This is a genomic window from Bacillus sp. AFS055030, assembly GCF_002574545.1.
Classification (GTDB): domain Bacteria; phylum Bacillota; class Bacilli; order Bacillales; family Bacillaceae_G; genus Gottfriedia.
This window is the reverse complement of the sequence record NZ_NUGT01000019.1, coordinates 1-15,165: the sequence shown is the minus strand read 5'-3', so window position 1 is coordinate 15,165 and position 15,165 is coordinate 1. Positions and strand designations below refer to the sequence as shown.

14 protein-coding genes are annotated in these 15,165 nt (G+C 33.5%); 8 read left to right on the top strand and 6 right to left on the bottom strand.

Features of this window, described 5'->3' with window-relative positions:
• The first annotated feature begins 43 nt into the window (after positions 1 to 43).
• Positions 44 to 907, top strand: coding sequence for an acyltransferase (locus CN925_RS08345; RefSeq protein WP_098845798.1), 864 nt, complete (start codon positions 44 to 46; stop codon positions 905 to 907).
• A 198-nt stretch (positions 908 to 1,105) separates the two neighbouring features.
• On the opposite strand, the gene treR is transcribed toward CN925_RS08345, so the two are convergent.
• From treR to CN925_RS08325, 4 genes are all read right to left on the bottom strand, one after another.
• Positions 1,106 to 1,831: a trehalose operon repressor gene (gene treR / locus CN925_RS08340; protein WP_098845797.1), complete on the bottom strand. Its 726-nt coding sequence runs from the start codon at positions 1,829 to 1,831 to the stop codon at positions 1,106 to 1,108.
• A gap of 23 nt (positions 1,832 to 1,854) precedes the next feature.
• A complete protein-coding gene (gene treC, locus CN925_RS08335) occupies positions 1,855 to 3,531 on the bottom strand; it encodes an alpha,alpha-phosphotrehalase (protein ID WP_098845796.1) in 1,677 nt (558 codons plus the stop codon).
• A 69-nt stretch (positions 3,532 to 3,600) separates the two neighbouring features.
• The gene (treP, locus tag CN925_RS08330; RefSeq protein ID WP_098845795.1) at positions 3,601 to 5,019 is read right to left on the bottom strand and encodes a PTS system trehalose-specific EIIBC component; all 1,419 of its coding nucleotides are present in this window, start codon (positions 5,017 to 5,019) and stop codon (positions 3,601 to 3,603) included.
• 331 nt (positions 5,020 to 5,350) lie between these two features.
• The gene (locus CN925_RS08325) at positions 5,351 to 6,565 is read right to left on the bottom strand and encodes an ROK family protein (protein WP_098845794.1); all 1,215 of its coding nucleotides are present in this window, start codon (positions 6,563 to 6,565) and stop codon (positions 5,351 to 5,353) included.
• A 243-nt stretch (positions 6,566 to 6,808) separates the two neighbouring features.
• Between CN925_RS08325 and CN925_RS08320 the strand changes: the two genes are divergently transcribed.
• The 3 genes from CN925_RS08320 to CN925_RS08310 all read left to right on the top strand — a co-directional run bounded on the left by CN925_RS08320 (position 6,809) and on the right by CN925_RS08310 (position 9,409).
• Entirely contained in the window at positions 6,809 to 7,627 is an 819-nt protein-coding gene (locus CN925_RS08320; protein WP_098845793.1) for a purine-nucleoside phosphorylase, read from the top strand.
• Positions 7,628 to 7,880: 253 nt separating this feature from the next.
• A complete protein-coding gene (locus tag CN925_RS08315; RefSeq protein ID WP_098845792.1) occupies positions 7,881 to 8,789 on the top strand; it encodes an EamA family transporter in 909 nt (302 codons plus the stop codon).
• A gap of 206 nt (positions 8,790 to 8,995) precedes the next feature.
• Complete coding sequence (locus CN925_RS08310) at positions 8,996 to 9,409, top strand: CBS domain-containing protein (RefSeq protein WP_286138297.1); 414 nt, start codon at positions 8,996 to 8,998, stop codon at positions 9,407 to 9,409.
• Between the two features lie 49 nt (positions 9,410 to 9,458).
• Here CN925_RS08310 and CN925_RS08305 read toward each other — a convergent pair whose 3' ends face one another.
• A complete protein-coding gene (locus CN925_RS08305) occupies positions 9,459 to 10,049 on the bottom strand; it encodes a hypothetical protein (RefSeq protein ID WP_098845791.1) in 591 nt (196 codons plus the stop codon).
• Between the two features lie 9 nt (positions 10,050 to 10,058).
• Positions 10,059 to 11,261, bottom strand: a complete 1,203-nt coding sequence (locus CN925_RS08300; RefSeq protein WP_098845790.1) for a ParM/StbA family protein — start codon at positions 11,259 to 11,261, stop codon at positions 10,059 to 10,061.
• A gap of 1,483 nt (positions 11,262 to 12,744) precedes the next feature.
• Here CN925_RS08300 and queC point away from each other — a divergent pair.
• From queC to queF, 4 genes are read left to right on the top strand one after another with little or no spacing between them, the layout of a single operon-like run.
• Positions 12,745 to 13,410 carry a 7-cyano-7-deazaguanine synthase QueC gene (queC, locus tag CN925_RS08290; RefSeq protein WP_098845788.1) on the top strand — a complete coding sequence of 222 codons (666 nt, stop codon included), beginning with the start codon at positions 12,745 to 12,747 and terminating at the stop codon, positions 13,408 to 13,410.
• Positions 13,403 to 13,879 carry a 6-carboxytetrahydropterin synthase QueD gene (queD, locus tag CN925_RS08285; RefSeq protein WP_098845787.1) on the top strand — a complete coding sequence of 159 codons (477 nt, stop codon included), beginning with the start codon at positions 13,403 to 13,405 and terminating at the stop codon, positions 13,877 to 13,879. Before queC ends, queD begins: the two co-directional genes overlap by 8 nt.
• Positions 13,872 to 14,588 carry a 7-carboxy-7-deazaguanine synthase QueE gene (gene queE / locus CN925_RS08280; protein WP_098845786.1) on the top strand — a complete coding sequence of 239 codons (717 nt, stop codon included), beginning with the start codon at positions 13,872 to 13,874 and terminating at the stop codon, positions 14,586 to 14,588. The genes queD and queE overlap by 8 nt, the downstream gene beginning before the upstream one ends.
• Before the next feature lie 5 nt (positions 14,589 to 14,593).
• Complete coding sequence (gene queF, locus CN925_RS08275; RefSeq protein WP_088012612.1) at positions 14,594 to 15,091, top strand: preQ(1) synthase; 498 nt, start codon at positions 14,594 to 14,596, stop codon at positions 15,089 to 15,091.
• Positions 15,092 to 15,165 lie beyond the last annotated feature (74 nt).

Genomic DNA, 15,165 nt, shown 5'->3' with positions numbered 1-15,165 from the left:
ATTAAGTCAGAACACATTCATGATCTAAGTGAAAGGAAAAAATATGGAAGTCATAAATGAAACAAAACAAATAGAGGATTTAAAAGAGAATTACATAATAGGCAACCCTAAACTAACAAATTCAAAAATAGTATTTAAGGGAACAGGAAATGTTCTTTATTGTGATCATGACGATGTTCATTTAGTAAATAGCGCTATTCAGTTTAATGGATATGATTCGATTATTTTTCTTTGTAAAAGTAGTTTTGATTATTTACTCAATGCAACTGTTTACAATAATTCTGTGTTATTTTTTGGACGTGATAATTATTTTAACAGCAAACTAAATATCATTATTTCAGAGCAAAAAAATATCATTGTGGGGGAAGGTTGTTTATTTTCATTCGACTGTTGGTTTAGAACTGCGGACCCTCATCTAATTTACGATTCTTATACGAAAAAAAGAGTTAATCCAAGCAAAAGCATTTATATTGGCGATCATGTTTGGATTGGTCAACATGCTTTTATTTTAAAAGGAACACAAATCGGATCAGGTAGTATTATCGGAGGTATGTCGTTAGTTAGTGGGAAAAAAATTGAATCTAATTCTTCATATGCGGGCAATCCAGCAAGAAAAATTGGTGAATCGATTTTTTTTACTAATGACAGTGTACATGCCTATACAGAATTAGAAACTCAAAGTCATGATCTTTTTGAGAGTGAAAACTATATTTATTCATACAATCAGACCGAGATGCTCCCATTTTCTTCAATTGAAAAATCATTAACTGAATTAAAGTTGGTTTCAGAAAAACTTGATTTTATTAAAGAAAATTTGCAAATGAACCGAAACAAAAACCGATTTTTCATTGGAAATCCTATTGTTAAGCAGAGTTTTATAGATAGAATTAAAAGAAAATTTATATAATATTTAATGTTAAAGAAGTAATTTAATATTGCTTTATCTCCAAAATTAGAAATGTAAAAGAATTAATTTCTTTGGAAATAACTTCTTTTTACAACATTATTTTGATCATAAAAACACCCCTTAATTTCAATGTTATCCGACTAGGGCTTTTTAACATTTACTTTAAGGGGCGCAATCAAACTAATTAGAGTTTTTATATCATTCATTAACCTGTTGGATTCTTCTAGCAAAATCAACAAATTTGAACTTGTCAGGACGGTGCCTAGATTGACCGTATTGTAATAGAGAACCATCGTCTAAATAGACGAACGTATTGACAACTACTACCATATCATAGCCATCTAAATCCAAATATTTTTGGTCATCTTCTGTACAAGCTTGTACTACAATTTCTTTTTTTGCAAAGCCAATATTTAAATGCAGCGTATTTTCTATATAATCAAAAATTGATCCTTCGCAGATTGACTTAGAAAGTTTTTCGACAAATACACTATTGTAGTACTCTTTATCTAAAATTATTTTTTTCCCGTCGATTTTCCTAGCTCTTACTACTTTCCAAACCGCTATTTGGTCATCTATTTCTAGTTGCTCTCTTATAAATTTACTTGGCCATTTCTTTTCAAGAATTTCTACAATCGTTTCTGCTTCTCTACCGATTTGATTTGATAATTCTTTAAAGCTAATTAAACCTGTTACTGGGAAATTTAACTTTGCAGTATCTAAAATAAACGAACCTTTACCTTTGACTTTATTTATATAACCGTTTTGCTCAAGCATTTGTAATGATTTTCTAATTGTATCTCTAGAGACATCGAATTGCTCCATTAATGTTTTCTCAGAAGGTATTTTACTACCAACAGAAAAAGCACCTTTTTCAATCTGTTCAATTAACTTATGATAGATTGAAATATACTTTGCGTTCATTTTCATCACCTAGAAAAATTTTATTATATTCTCACATTTTTCTCAAGAAGGTAACAAATAGACTCATAAGGACGCAACGTGAATTCGGTTAAATCCTGACTAGAATCAGTATAATTTGAAATGAGTATCTGCTTGTTATAATCCCCAATAGCAAGATCTTCTGGTAGTTTAAAAATAGTATCCTTGCCATAAAAGTTATTAATAACTAACAACATTTGATTCCCCAGTTTACGAGTGTATGCAAAGATTTGTTCATGATTTAGTAATAAAGAATGATACGTACCTGACGAAATAATCTCGAATTCTTTTCTTAAATTAATTAGTTTTTTATAATGATGAAACACCGAATCTTCATCAGCTAGAGACTTTTCGACATTTATTTGTTCGTAATCTTTTCCTGTTGAAATCCAAGGTGTCCCAGTAGTGAAGCCTGCATGTATTGAATCATTCCATTGCATAGGAGTACGAGCATTATCCCTTGATTTACTCTTTAAAATGGCTAATATTTCACTTTCTGGAACCCCGTTATCTTTTAATATTTTATAATAATTTAAGCTTTCTACATCTCGATAATCTTCAATTGCATCAAATTTAGGATTAGGCATACCTATTTCTTCTCCTTGGTAAATATATGGAGTTCCCCTTAATAAATGCATTGAAGTAGCAAGCATTTTCGCTGATTCTTTATGAAATTTTTGATCGTTTCCAATTCGTGAAACAATACGCGGTTGGTCATGATTACACCAAAATAAGGCGTTCCATCCATTTCCCGATTGCATACCTTTTTGCCACTGATCTAGAATTGTCTTAAGTGAGATAAAATCAAAATCCATTAATGACCATTTTTGCCCATCTTTATAGTCAATTTTTAAATGGTGGAAGCTAAAAACCATCGATAACTCATTCTCAGTCGGATTTGAGTATCGAATACAATGGTCAATTGAAGTTGAAGACATTTCACCAACAGTAATGATTTCTTCCCTCTTACCAAACGTCTCATCATTTAGCTTCTTTAAAAACTCATGAATTCGAGGTCCGTCTGTATAGAATCTTCTGCCGTCACCCGTTTCATCATCAACCATAACTTCTGGCTTTGAAATCAGATTAATTACATCTAAGCGAAACCCTTTTACTCCTTTATCAATCCAAAAGTTAACGATATCGAATATTTCGTTTTGTACCTCACTATTTTCCCAGTTTAAATCTGGTTGGGTTTTATCGAATAAATGTAGATAATATTCATTTGAATTCTCAACTTTTTCCCAAGTTGAACCACCGAATTTGGAGATCCAATTCGTTGGTTCTTTGCCGTTTTTTTCTTCCCTAAAAATATAGTAGTTTTTATATTTTTCATCTCCATTAAGAGCCTTCTTAAACCACTCATGTTCTGATGAAGTATGATTAAATACCATATCTAGCATTATTTCTATATCATAACGTTTCGCAGTTTTGATCAATTCATCAAAATCTTCCATTGTTCCGTATGCTGGGTCAATATTTCGATAATCTGCTACATCATAACCATTATCATTTTGAGGAGATACATAAAATGGAGTAAGCCAAATGTAGTCAACACCTAATTCTTTTAAATAATCAAGCTTTTTTGTAACTCCTCTTAAGTCTCCAAAACCATCTCCATTCGAATCATAAAAAGACTTAGGGTAAATTTGGTATATGACACTGTTCTTAAAATCCTTCATGTTGATAATCTCCTTGATTTATAAATAAATTCGAAAGGAAGGAAAATAGCTTTCCTTCCCCTTAAATAATTATGAGTTTTTCACTAGTAATTTTTTCTTGTTAAAGATAATCGTTAAAATGAATGGGACAACGACTGCAACTAGCATAGCGATTGAAAACATTCCAATATGTTTAGGTTGAATAGATAAAATGGCTGGAAGACCTCCAACACCTATTGAATTCGCCATTACACCTGTACCAACTGATACAATAGCCGCTATACCAGATCCAATCATTGCAGCTACAAATGGATAAGCATACTTTAAATTAATACCAAACATCGCCGGCTCTGTTACCCCTAAGAAACATGAGATAGCAGCAGGTATTGATACTTGTTTTTCTTCCTCATTCTTTCTATTTAGATAAATGATTGCTAAAACAGCTGAGCCTTGAGCGATATTTGATAAAGCGATCATCGGCCACAGATTCGTTCCGTTTAGCTGACTCATTAGTTGCAGATCAATTGCATTAGTCATATGATGCAATCCAGTTATAACTAGTGGTGCATAAAAGAATCCAAAAACTAAGGCAAATAGCCATCCAAATGAAGATGTTAATCCTGAATAAACTAAATGTGAAATAACTGAACCGATTTTCCAACCGATCGGGCCTAATACTACATGTGCAATTAAAACTGTTGGTACTAATGCAAAGAACGGGACAACAATCATTGAAATTGCACTTGGTACGATTTTTCGAATATTTATCTCTAAAATTGATAAAGTGAAACCGGCTAATATAGCTGGAATAACTTGCGCTTGATAACCAATCATATTAATTTTAGCAAAACCAAAGTCCCAAACTGGAGGTACAGTCCCACTTGCTACTGCATATGCATTAAGTAGTTGTGGTGAAACAAGTGTGATACCTAAAACAATCCCTAGAATTTGAGTCGTACCCATTTTCTTTGTAATTGACCATGTAATACCGACTGGCAAGAAATGAAAGATGGCTTCACCGATCAGCCATAAAAAAGAATGTGTACCTGCCCAAAATTGAGAGGTTTCGACAAGCGTTTTTGTACCATGATCTAGTAGTTTAATATCTCCTATAATGTTACGGAATCCTAAGATCAACCCCCCTACAATAATGGCAGGAATTAATGGTGAAAAGATTTCCGCTAAGTGAGCAAGTAATCTTTGAATCCATGTCATATTTTGCCTTGCTGCTATTTTAGCTTCTTCTTTGGAAGTTTCCTCTACCCCAGCTAACTTTACAAATTCATTATAAAAAATAGATACTTCATTACCGATAATGACTTGAAATTGCCCAGCTTGCGTAAAAGTACCTTTAACGATTTTAATTTCTCGAATCATTTTTTCATCAGCTTTTTTTACATCTTTCAGAACAAAACGCATTCGTGTTGCACAATGAGTTACTGTAGCGATGTTTTCTTTACCACCAATGGATTGAAGTAATTGTTTTGCTTCATCACTAAATCGGCTCATGTTATCCCCTCCTCGAGCAATCTATAATTTATTTAATCATTTTTATTTATCCTGTACGTACAAGATTAGTATATTCTTGTACGTACAGGATTGCAAGCGTTTTTTGTAAACGTTCTCACTCCTTATTCATTTCCATGGAAATCGCTTTAATTTTAAATAAGGCGTCATGACATTAATGCTTACACTCAACTTCTAATTGTAAATTACGATTACCAAGTACTAGCAGACTATACTTTATTTAGTGATCTTCATGAATCCGTATTTTAATAGAATAAAAAACCGTTAACCTCTATCTGTTTCCAGGTAGAGCATTAACGGTTTTTCGTTTTTATTACATAGATTCCTCTGTAAAGTGATCAAATACGATACAGCCCGCTCCTTGTGCAACGATATTATACGCTGTTGATGATTTAATGATTTGAACAGGACTGTATGGATATTTCCTTAATCTTGCTTGTGCTGTTTCGCATGCTACATCAAAAAATAATGGCTTTGGAACTAAAGTACCACCACAAATTACAATATCAGGTCGAACAATATAAATAAGATTAGTCAGTCCAATACCAAAGTAATTAGCAGCCTCTTTTATGACTTCTAAACAAAGTGCGTCTTCTTTTTCTAAGGCATCAAGAATTCTATGATAGCTAATATTTTCGATATCGTTTAATTCATCCTTCAAAGAAGTCATTTCACCGCGCTTAACACGTTTGATCACCTCTGTTCGAATTGCAGGTAAACTACTGTACGCTTGTAGACAACCATATGAACCACATGAACAAAGTTTTCCATGAATATCAACGATTATATGGCCAAAAGCATCGTCCATTTCGTTCTTATTATTTATTAATTTACCTTGTTGAATAATTCCACATCGTATTCCCATATCACTAGAAACAAAAACTATATTTTTGTTCTCTTTACTGAAATTTAGCCTGTACTCCGCTAGGGCGGCTAAATTTGTACCGTTATTAAGTAATACTGGGCATTGATTAGCTTCTTCTAGGTGCCTAACAATATTTAGATCGTCCCATCCATCTTCTAAAGATGATCCTGATTTAATCATTACACCCTTTTCTTGATCGATTGGATCCAACACCCCAATTCCAATACCTAATAATCGTTCTCTATTAATACTATTTTGATCTAATAATTCTCTTACGCTTTTGGTTACAAAATCTAAAGTATATTCCCCAGTACTCACATTGCTCATTTTCAACTTTTTAGAATCGATAATAGATAGATTTAGGTCAAGCAGTAGTACTGTTGTATATAAATTCGTGATTTCGACACCGATTAAGTAGAACGCAGTTTGGTTAATCACATACAAGGCTGGTCTCCTTCCGCCGCTAGAAACCCCTAAACCAGTGTCGTATATAAGTCCTTCCTGTACTAGTTCATCTAATAACCGAACACAAGTAGTATGCTTATACCCTGTCGTCTCTGTTAATGTACTAACTTTAGTTGGCCCTAATTTTCGTATTAGGCTATATAAATGCTTTAAACTTTTTATTTTGGGCGACTGATAACCTATAAATTGCCTGATCATTGACTCCTCCAACACTCTAATCTTATTTTACTTTCACTTAACTTTTTATATTTTATGAATTAAGTATAGCTATTTATACACTATATTTACAGCGTTTTTGGTAAAAAGAAGTTAACTTTTTACCAAAATGGTTTTTAGTCTGTTTACAAGTTAGGAATTATCCATTAGACTTATGTTAAAAGCATGATTATTTATTAGAATTCTTATTACAAATCCTATCGATCATTTTTGGAGGTTAAATAAATGCATAAAACTAAACATATTTTAGAAACAAGAGATTTTATACTAAATAAAACAAGCTACCGTCCTACTGTCGGATTAATATTGGGTTCTGGCCTAGGTACTCTTGCAGATGAAATCGAAAACTCTGTTGTAATTCCTTACAGTGAAATTCCTCACTTTGCAAAGTCTGAAGCAGTTGGACATGCAAATGAATTAGTAATTGGTGAGTTAAAAGGTCAAGCTGTGGTAGCAATGAAAGGTCGTTTCCATTATTATGAAGGCTTTACTTTAGATGAAGTAACATTCCCTGTGCGTGTAATGAAAGCACTTGGAGTAGAAAAGTTAATCGTAACCAATGCTTGTGGTGCTGTTAACACGAGCTTTAAACCAGGCGATTTAATGTTAATTACTGACCATATCAATTTAGTAGGAACAAATCCTTTAATTGGACCAAATAACCCAGAACTAGGAACACGCTTCCCAGATGTTTCTGAAGTATATAACAAAGAGTTACGTAGCCTTGCATTAGATGTTGCTGCGAAACAAGATCTTAAATTACAACAAGGTGTATACGCTTGGTGGAGTGGCCCTTCATACGAAACACCTGCTGAAATTCGTATGATTCGTACCCTTGGTGCTGATTCTGTAGGAATGTCAACGGTTCCTGAAGCAATCGTGGCTGTTCACGGAAATATGAAAGTAATAGGTATCTCTTGCCTAACTAACATGGCTTGTGGCATCTTAGACCAACCATTAAACCACGAAGAAGTAATTGAAGTAGCAAGCATGGTTAGAACGAAATTTGTTAACTTAGTTAAGGGCATTTTAGAAGAAATGTAATTCGAAATGCGGAAGGCGTTTGATCAGCCCCGACAAGCATAAGACAAAGAACGATAAAGGATGGTTTTTACCTTTATTAAGCTTCGGCTTATGACCTCGAGGGGCTAACGCCTGGAGCTAGACAATACAAAAAAGCGTTTGAGTAGTTCTCAAGACAGTATTACCGGAGAAATATCTGCTCAACTAGGCAGAAATTAGATAAAAGTAAAGAGGTTTTTCCTCTTTACTTTTTTTATGAAAACGGGGTGTAAATTTGAAAGGTATACTATTTATTATTATTGGTTCTGTTTGTTATGGCGTTTTGTCTACTTTTGTAAAATTGGCTTATGGTGATGGTTTTATTGTAAATGATGTAGTCGGAATTCAAATGTTTGTAGGGGCTCTATTGTTATGGTCCATCGTACTTTTAAATAAAAGTAGATCTGCTAAATCAAATAATCAACAATATTCAAAGCCTACAAAGAGAGAAGGTTTATTGCTTGTTGTATTAGGGTCTACGACTGGCTTAACAGGGATGTTTTATTATTTGGCTTTGCAATACATTACAGCCTCATTAGCAATCGTACTGTTATTCCAGTTCACTTGGATTGGCGTTTTATTAGAATCAATAGTCAATCGAGAACTTCCTGAAAAAAGTAAATTGTTCTCACTGATTCCTCTTGTAATCGGTACAATCTTTGCGACAAGTGTTTTAACCGATGGAATTGGTTCACTGAATTGGTTTGGGGTATTATTTGGGGCGTTGTCCGCGGTTTCGTATAGTATTTTTATCTTACTAAGCGGTAGAATCGCCTTAAAAGCTAATCCTATCACAAAAACCGCCTTAATGATAACAGGTGGTTTCATCATTTGTGCGATCTTCCTACCACCTACATTTTTCACAAATTGGCACTTATTTGTAGAGCTTTCATTAAAGTACGGGTTAATCTTAGGCTTTCTAGGTCCATTTTTCTCTACATTAATGTTTTCAAAAGGCGTTCCTTTAACGGGTTCTGGTCTTGCTTCTATTTTAGGTGCAGCAGAGTTACCGACAGCTACATTCATGTCAGCAATCGTATTGAAGGAAACGGTTGGTGTTCTACAATATTTTGGTATCATTTTAATTTTAATCGGTATCGTTTTACCTGAATTTCTGAATAGGAAGTCACTTCAATCAGCATAAAACTATCTATTACAATAAAACTCATAAAAGATACATTATGCAACATAAATCTATTAATGCTTCGAATAATAAAATAGATATTCCAAATAATATCTTAGACTGCAAGCAATGTGTTAGTAACCAGTCAGAAGATGAAGTTTTTTAGACTTTGTCTAAAAACAAAGGTATTGATTTAATATCTTTGTTATTTTTTTGGAGGTGTTTTTATGAGAGTAAAAGACGTCATGTCGAGTAATGTAGAATGTTGTTCAAATCAGGATTCTTTACAATCAGTAGCAAGTAAAATGGAATCTTTAAATGTCGGAGCAATTCCAGTTGTTGAAAATGGACAAGTAGTTGGTATGATTACAGACCGAGATTTAGCTTTACGTGGTATTAATCAAGGTGGAAACGCGAATGCTTCCCAAGTAATGTCTAATAATATTGTGACGATCGATTGTAACGCAAGTCTTCAAGAAGCATCACATTTAATGGCACAACATCAAATCAGAAGATTACCAGTCGTAGAAAATGGTAACCTTGTTGGTATCCTTTCACTCGGTGACTTAGCAGTACAAGAGCAGTCAGATGAAAGTGCTGGCGAAGCACTATCACAAATCTCACAGAATGATATCCAATAATTAGAAAAACGGGACCGATGTATTTAGTATTCGGTCCCATTTTTAGTTTTTACTTATTCATTTGTGCAAGAAAATCTCCGAGTAGACTATCCATATCTTCCTCTTCAATTTCTTCTTTAGCTGCAGAGATTTCTCTTTTGCTTGCAGCATCCCAATTAAAGTTATCTAAATCATCATCAAGATCGGACTTTCTTCCGGTCTTATCTAAATTCGGTTCGCTTGAACGTTTTGATTGAACAGGTTCCAATTCTGGCTCTAATTCATTCATTTCTTCTTGAAGATATAACGCCTCTTCAATTGCTAAACTATTACTATTTAGCGATGTAATAAGAGAAGCAGTTCGAATCGGGTTGGATAATAATTGATACACAATACTACCTAATAAAGCCTCAGAATGTTCATGTTTTAACCAATCTCTTTGAGCTTTATCTAGGCTTTTCGGAAGTGGAATCGTTATTGTTTGCCTTTGCTTTGATAATGAGTCATTCACTCCGCTTATTACGTACTCAGCAATCTTACTTGAAAAGTTTCGCCTTTCGCTTTGTTTAAGCTGCTGCAAATGTTTAATAATCTGATCAGGCGTATCAGAAGGGATACGAAATGTAATAGGTTGTCCCCTCGTCAATTCTTTTTCCTTCATGGAATCACCTTATTTTGCTTTAGACATTTTTTGTTCTTCTTTTCCAGTATGTTGTGCTTCTCTTCTAACTTCTCTAGCTCTTTTTAATTCAAAATCAGCGATTAGCTTATAATAAGCATTCGCCATCATCCAGATACTTTCCTTCTCGTCCTCAAAGAAATCGATATTATAACCATCTAGGTTATTATTAAGTGTTTTAAGATATTCTTTTAAGATCAACGACCCTCCACCAATGAAATAGCATATTTCAGTTTGAGAGTTCTTCTGCCAAATATTTCTCAAATGGCGATATTGTTTTTTTGCTAGTTCTAACAGAATACGGTCTACAATATCATGAACGCTTGTCCGACTACCTTTAACCATTATATGATTTCGATCATTTTTCTTCGTAATGATCTCTACAACATCTCTTCGGCTATCAAGTTCAACTCCATGTCTTGAACGAATCTCTTCACGAATAGCTTCAAGGGATTCTGCCACACCAAGATTAAAACCTTGAGCTTTATCGTCATCTACCTTTCGATTCCTAATGACCGCAATATCAGTTGATAACCCTCCGATGTCTTGAATAAGGATTTTTTTATCTATAAGGTCTTTATTAATTATGTTTAAATGATTGTCCATAACTAAGTTAATAAAAGCTGCAAATCCTTCAGGATAAACTTTAACATCTTCAAACTTAATATTAACTTTTAAACCTTGATGTCTTGGTGTTACTAAAAACTCTACTTGGTGAACTGAGCCAAGTAATCGTGAACGATAACCTACGTCCTTTCCTTCCTTTACTTCTCTAAGCGGAAGACCCGTTCCCAATACATATGTTGCCTCAATTACATTATTAGAGTTTTTTACAATTTGTTTATTCTCTTCTCTAGCAGCATCTAACGCTAATGCTGCAAATAACATAATAAGTGTTTGATCCTCTTCAGACTTATTACTCCCAGGATCTAATTCGGTTGCATTACCACTTTTTGTTGCCAAATTCCCTACACGATAAACAGTATTATTCTCTTTTAATGTAGGAGAGTGAACGCGAATATGTATTCCATCAACTGGATCTTGGTTGTCTAATTCTTCTATCCCAATGATTGGACGATCTTCTGTATCCCTTGCAATAATATTAGGAATATTAATTTCAGATTCCATCTTCCCAAAAATTCCTTTGAGTGAATCGTTTCCTACATCAATAGCAGCTATACGAGCATTTACCACCTAAATCATCCCTTTCGTTAATAGGTTTACATATTTATAGATAATTCTGATATTAGATTATCTAACTTTAGCCATCTGGTCAATGTCCACCACTGAACTATTATTAAAATGTAACTGAAATGTCATCTTGTATACAATATTGTAAACACATAAACTCGTATACAATAACGTATACATGTGTACAAAAGTGTATACAAATGTTTACAAAAACGTGTGCTTGTATACAAAAGTGTATACATTGACTTTTTCATCCTAAAATTATTTTCAGAACAACTATTTCCTACCTAAAAATAAAAGTTTACGTTTTTGTGTACATGTATACTTTATCGTGTACAATTGTTTACAAAATGTATTCTTGTGTGCAAACATGTGTACAATTCATTTAGAACAGTTTATCCCCAAAAATAAATAACCAGGCAGATGGTTTCTACCTGTCAGTATGTGGATAAATCCTTTCATTAAAATTGTCCACATGTGGATTACTTATTTTTTATGACTAAAACTTAATTATTTAGAAAGAAGTAATTTTTAAATCCTGAATTTTATTTGGTAATCCTAGCTCTATTTTGTTGTTAATTTTAAATAAAACCTTCTCGGTAAAGGATTAAAATTAAATAAATTTCTGTCATAATTCGTCATTAAAATGGGGCCATACTATTTTTTTCTATCGATTATTGAAACTTACTAGCGAAATATATAGGCAAATTTCTCTATGCAACTGATGTGAATATAACAAAGTTCATATATATAAAAGTCCAATAATAATTGCGTGATCACATGATTACCACTTGTCCCTCTCTCAATATATCCCTTGGTTACAAATTCCCTTTTTATGTCCCCTACTCCTACTACGACAAATGCTTTTTTCAATAAATGTAACTCCTACACCAGATCAGTCATAAATTTACCCAGCACTCGGTTATATTCTTTCTATTAACTTCAAGTAATAGAATAATATTTACCCTATGTAATTGAATACGGAGAAATCCAATTTCGAATTCGCAGATTTTGTCGTTACTGCGCAGATTAAGTCTCTAAAATAACAACCAAAAACTAGAGCCTTATACGTTTCCCCATATCTCCTTTAATGAAATAATACTTACTCTATTCAATCTCCTTGATATCAAAGTGCCCTTTATTGGCTAACCAATCTCTTCAAAACATTTCTATTTCCTTTTTCCCGTTATCGAAATAAAGCTAAAATTTAACCCCCATTCTATTTATGTAATTTTTTACTTTCTTACAAAAGTTTTTGTTCTTTTAACATGAAACGATTATAATGGGAATTATGATTGTACTCCTTTAGTACAATTTAATAGATAAAGAATTAAATAAAAAATCCATAAGTTATATTACTTATGGTAGAGGTCGCAAACTCCCCTCTACAAAAAAATAAGGCGAAAAACAATATTTGTCGTATTGTTTTTATTTTTGTTATTCGGGATGCCCTCTTCTTTTTAATCGTGTAAAGGAGAGAAGAAATATGAAAAATGAAAAAGCAATCGTTGTATTTAGCGGTGGCCAAGACAGTACTACTTGTTTATTCTGGGCTATGCAACAATTTGGTGAGGTTGAAGCTGTTACATTTAATTACAATCAGCGCCATAAACTTGAATTGGATGTAGCTGCAGATATTTGTAAGGAATTAAATATTCCTCACCATATCCTTGATATGTCCTTGTTAAATCAGCTTGCACCAAATGCTTTAACAAGATCAGATATTGATATAACTCACGAAGAAGGCGAACTTCCTTCTACATTCGTCGATGGACGTAACTTATTATTCCTATCTTTTGCAGCAGTACTTGCTAAACAAAAAGGAGCAAAGCACATTATTACTGGTGTTTGTGAGACTGACTTTAGCGGATATCCTGACTGCCGAGATATCTTTGTTAAATCATTAAATGTAACTCTTAATCTATCAATGGATTATCCATTTGTTATTCATACTCCACTTATGTGGATTGATAAAGCTGACACATGGAAATTAGCTGATGAATTGGGTGCATTTGAATACGTTAAAAATAAAACATTAACTTGCTATAACGGCATCATTTCAGATGGTTGTGGAGAATGTCCGGCATGTGAGCTTCGTCAGGCTGGTTTAGATCGTTACCTACAATCGAAGGGAGCCCCAAAGCATGTTTGATTTTCGCATTGTAGAAAGACTTCATAAGATCGATGAGCATATAAAAAAAGAAGACTTAAAATATCACCATAAACGAGTTCTTGTTAATAAAGAATTTACGTTTGATGCTGCACATCACTTACACTGCTATGAAGGTAAATGTAAGAATTTACACGGCCACACATATAAAGTTATTTTTGGAATCAGTGGCTTTGTTGATGAGATCGGCTTAGTAATAGACTTTGGAGATATTAAGCAGATCTGGAAAGAAAAAATCGAAATCTATTTAGATCACCGTTATTTAAATGAGATGCTACCTCCGATGAATACAACAGCGGAGAACATGGTTGTTTGGATTTTTGAGCAAATGGAAAATGCGCTTAAAGATGAAACAAATCCTGTACAAGATATTCGAGTTGAGTTTGTTCGTTTATTTGAAACGCCTACAAGCTATGCAGAAGCTCGTAGGGAGTGGATGATCAATGAATAAAATTCCTGTACTTGAAATATTCGGACCTACTGTACAAGGTGAAGGTATGGCAATCGGTCAAAAAACGATGTTTATTCGTACAGCTGGCTGTGATTACTCATGTAGTTGGTGCGATTCTTCATTCACCTGGGATGGTAGTGAAAAAGAGAATATTAAATGGATGACCGCAGAAGAAGTTTGGGAGAATTTAGTCAGTTTAGGTGGCGATACTTTCTCTCATATTACGATTTCTGGTGGAAACCCTGCCTTACTTCCATCTTTAGGCCCTGTTGTTGAGTTTTTAAAAGGAAAGAATATGACTTTGGCTCTTGAAACTCAAGGTAGTAAGTGGCAATCTTGGTTACCTTCTATAGATGAAGTTACTTTATCGCCTAAACCGCCTAGCAGTGGCATGGATACTGATTTTGAAATGCTAGGAAGCATTATTCAAAGTTTAGAAAACCACCCAAAGTTTTGCTTAAAAGTTGTTATTTTTGATGGAAAAGATTTAGCTTATGCAGAATCTGTTCATCAAAAATTCCCACATGTTCCGTTCTTTTTACAAGTCGGAAATAGTTGGCTAAATGCGGATGATGGCACTTTATTACAATACATGTTAAATCGTTACGAATGGCTTATAGATGAAGCAATGAAATCAAACGTCTTTAAAAATGTAAAAGTTTTACCTCAATTACATGCATTTGTTTGGGGAAATAAGAGAGGAGTTTAACCAGAATGGTAGGAAGATCAAAAGGTTCACTAGAAGATGTATCATTACTTGGCAGTAACAACACTAAATATTTATTTGAGTACGATCCAGGAATATTAGAAACATTTGATAATACTCACCCAGATCGTGATTATTTCGTAAAATTTAATTTCCCTGAATTTACTTCACTTTGTCCAAAAACTGGTCAACCTGATTTTGCGACAATTTATATAAGCTATATTCCTGAGAAGAAAATGGTTGAAAGTAAATCATTAAAACTATACTTCTTTAGCTTCCGTAATCATGGTGATTTCCATGAAGATTGCATGAATATCATTATGGATGATCTAATTAAATTAATGGATCCTCGTTATATTGAAGTTTGGGGAAAATTCACTCCACGTGGTGGAATTTCAATTGACCCATATTGCAACTATGGTCGCCCAGGTACAAAATACGAAAAAATGGCTGAACATCGTATGATGAACCATGATTTATATCCTGAGAAGATTGATAATCGATAATCGGATTAATCGCTATGTATTTTAACTTGAATAAAAAAGCTCATTTCCTATAACTAGAGTGAACCCTCTAAGTG

What these genes read in the sequence shown, in the direction of transcription:
- CN925_RS08345 (WP_098845798.1), top strand. Translation starts at nt 44, where the DNA reads ATGGAAGTCATAAATGAAACAAAACAAATAGAGGATTTAAAAGAGAAT.
- treR (WP_098845797.1), bottom strand. Translation starts at nt 1,831, where the DNA reads ATGAACGCAAAGTATATTTCAATCTATCATAAGTTAATTGAACAGATT.
- treC (WP_098845796.1), bottom strand. Translation starts at nt 3,531, where the DNA reads ATGAAGGATTTTAAGAACAGTGTCATATACCAAATTTACCCTAAGTCT.
- treP (WP_098845795.1), bottom strand. Translation starts at nt 5,019, where the DNA reads ATGAGCCGATTTAGTGATGAAGCAAAACAATTACTTCAATCCATTGGT.
- CN925_RS08325 (WP_098845794.1), bottom strand. Translation starts at nt 6,565, where the DNA reads ATGATCAGGCAATTTATAGGTTATCAGTCGCCCAAAATAAAAAGTTTA.
- CN925_RS08320 (WP_098845793.1), top strand. Translation starts at nt 6,809, where the DNA reads ATGCATAAAACTAAACATATTTTAGAAACAAGAGATTTTATACTAAAT.
- CN925_RS08310 (WP_286138297.1), top strand. Translation starts at nt 8,996, where the DNA reads ATGAGAGTAAAAGACGTCATGTCGAGTAATGTAGAATGTTGTTCAAAT.
- CN925_RS08305 (WP_098845791.1), bottom strand. Translation starts at nt 10,049, where the DNA reads ATGAAGGAAAAAGAATTGACGAGGGGACAACCTATTACATTTCGTATC.
- queC (WP_098845788.1), top strand. Translation starts at nt 12,745, where the DNA reads ATGAAAAATGAAAAAGCAATCGTTGTATTTAGCGGTGGCCAAGACAGT.
- queD (WP_098845787.1), top strand. Translation starts at nt 13,403, where the DNA reads ATGTTTGATTTTCGCATTGTAGAAAGACTTCATAAGATCGATGAGCAT.
- queE (WP_098845786.1), top strand. Translation starts at nt 13,872, where the DNA reads ATGAATAAAATTCCTGTACTTGAAATATTCGGACCTACTGTACAAGGT.
- queF (WP_088012612.1), top strand. Translation starts at nt 14,594, where the DNA reads ATGGTAGGAAGATCAAAAGGTTCACTAGAAGATGTATCATTACTTGGC.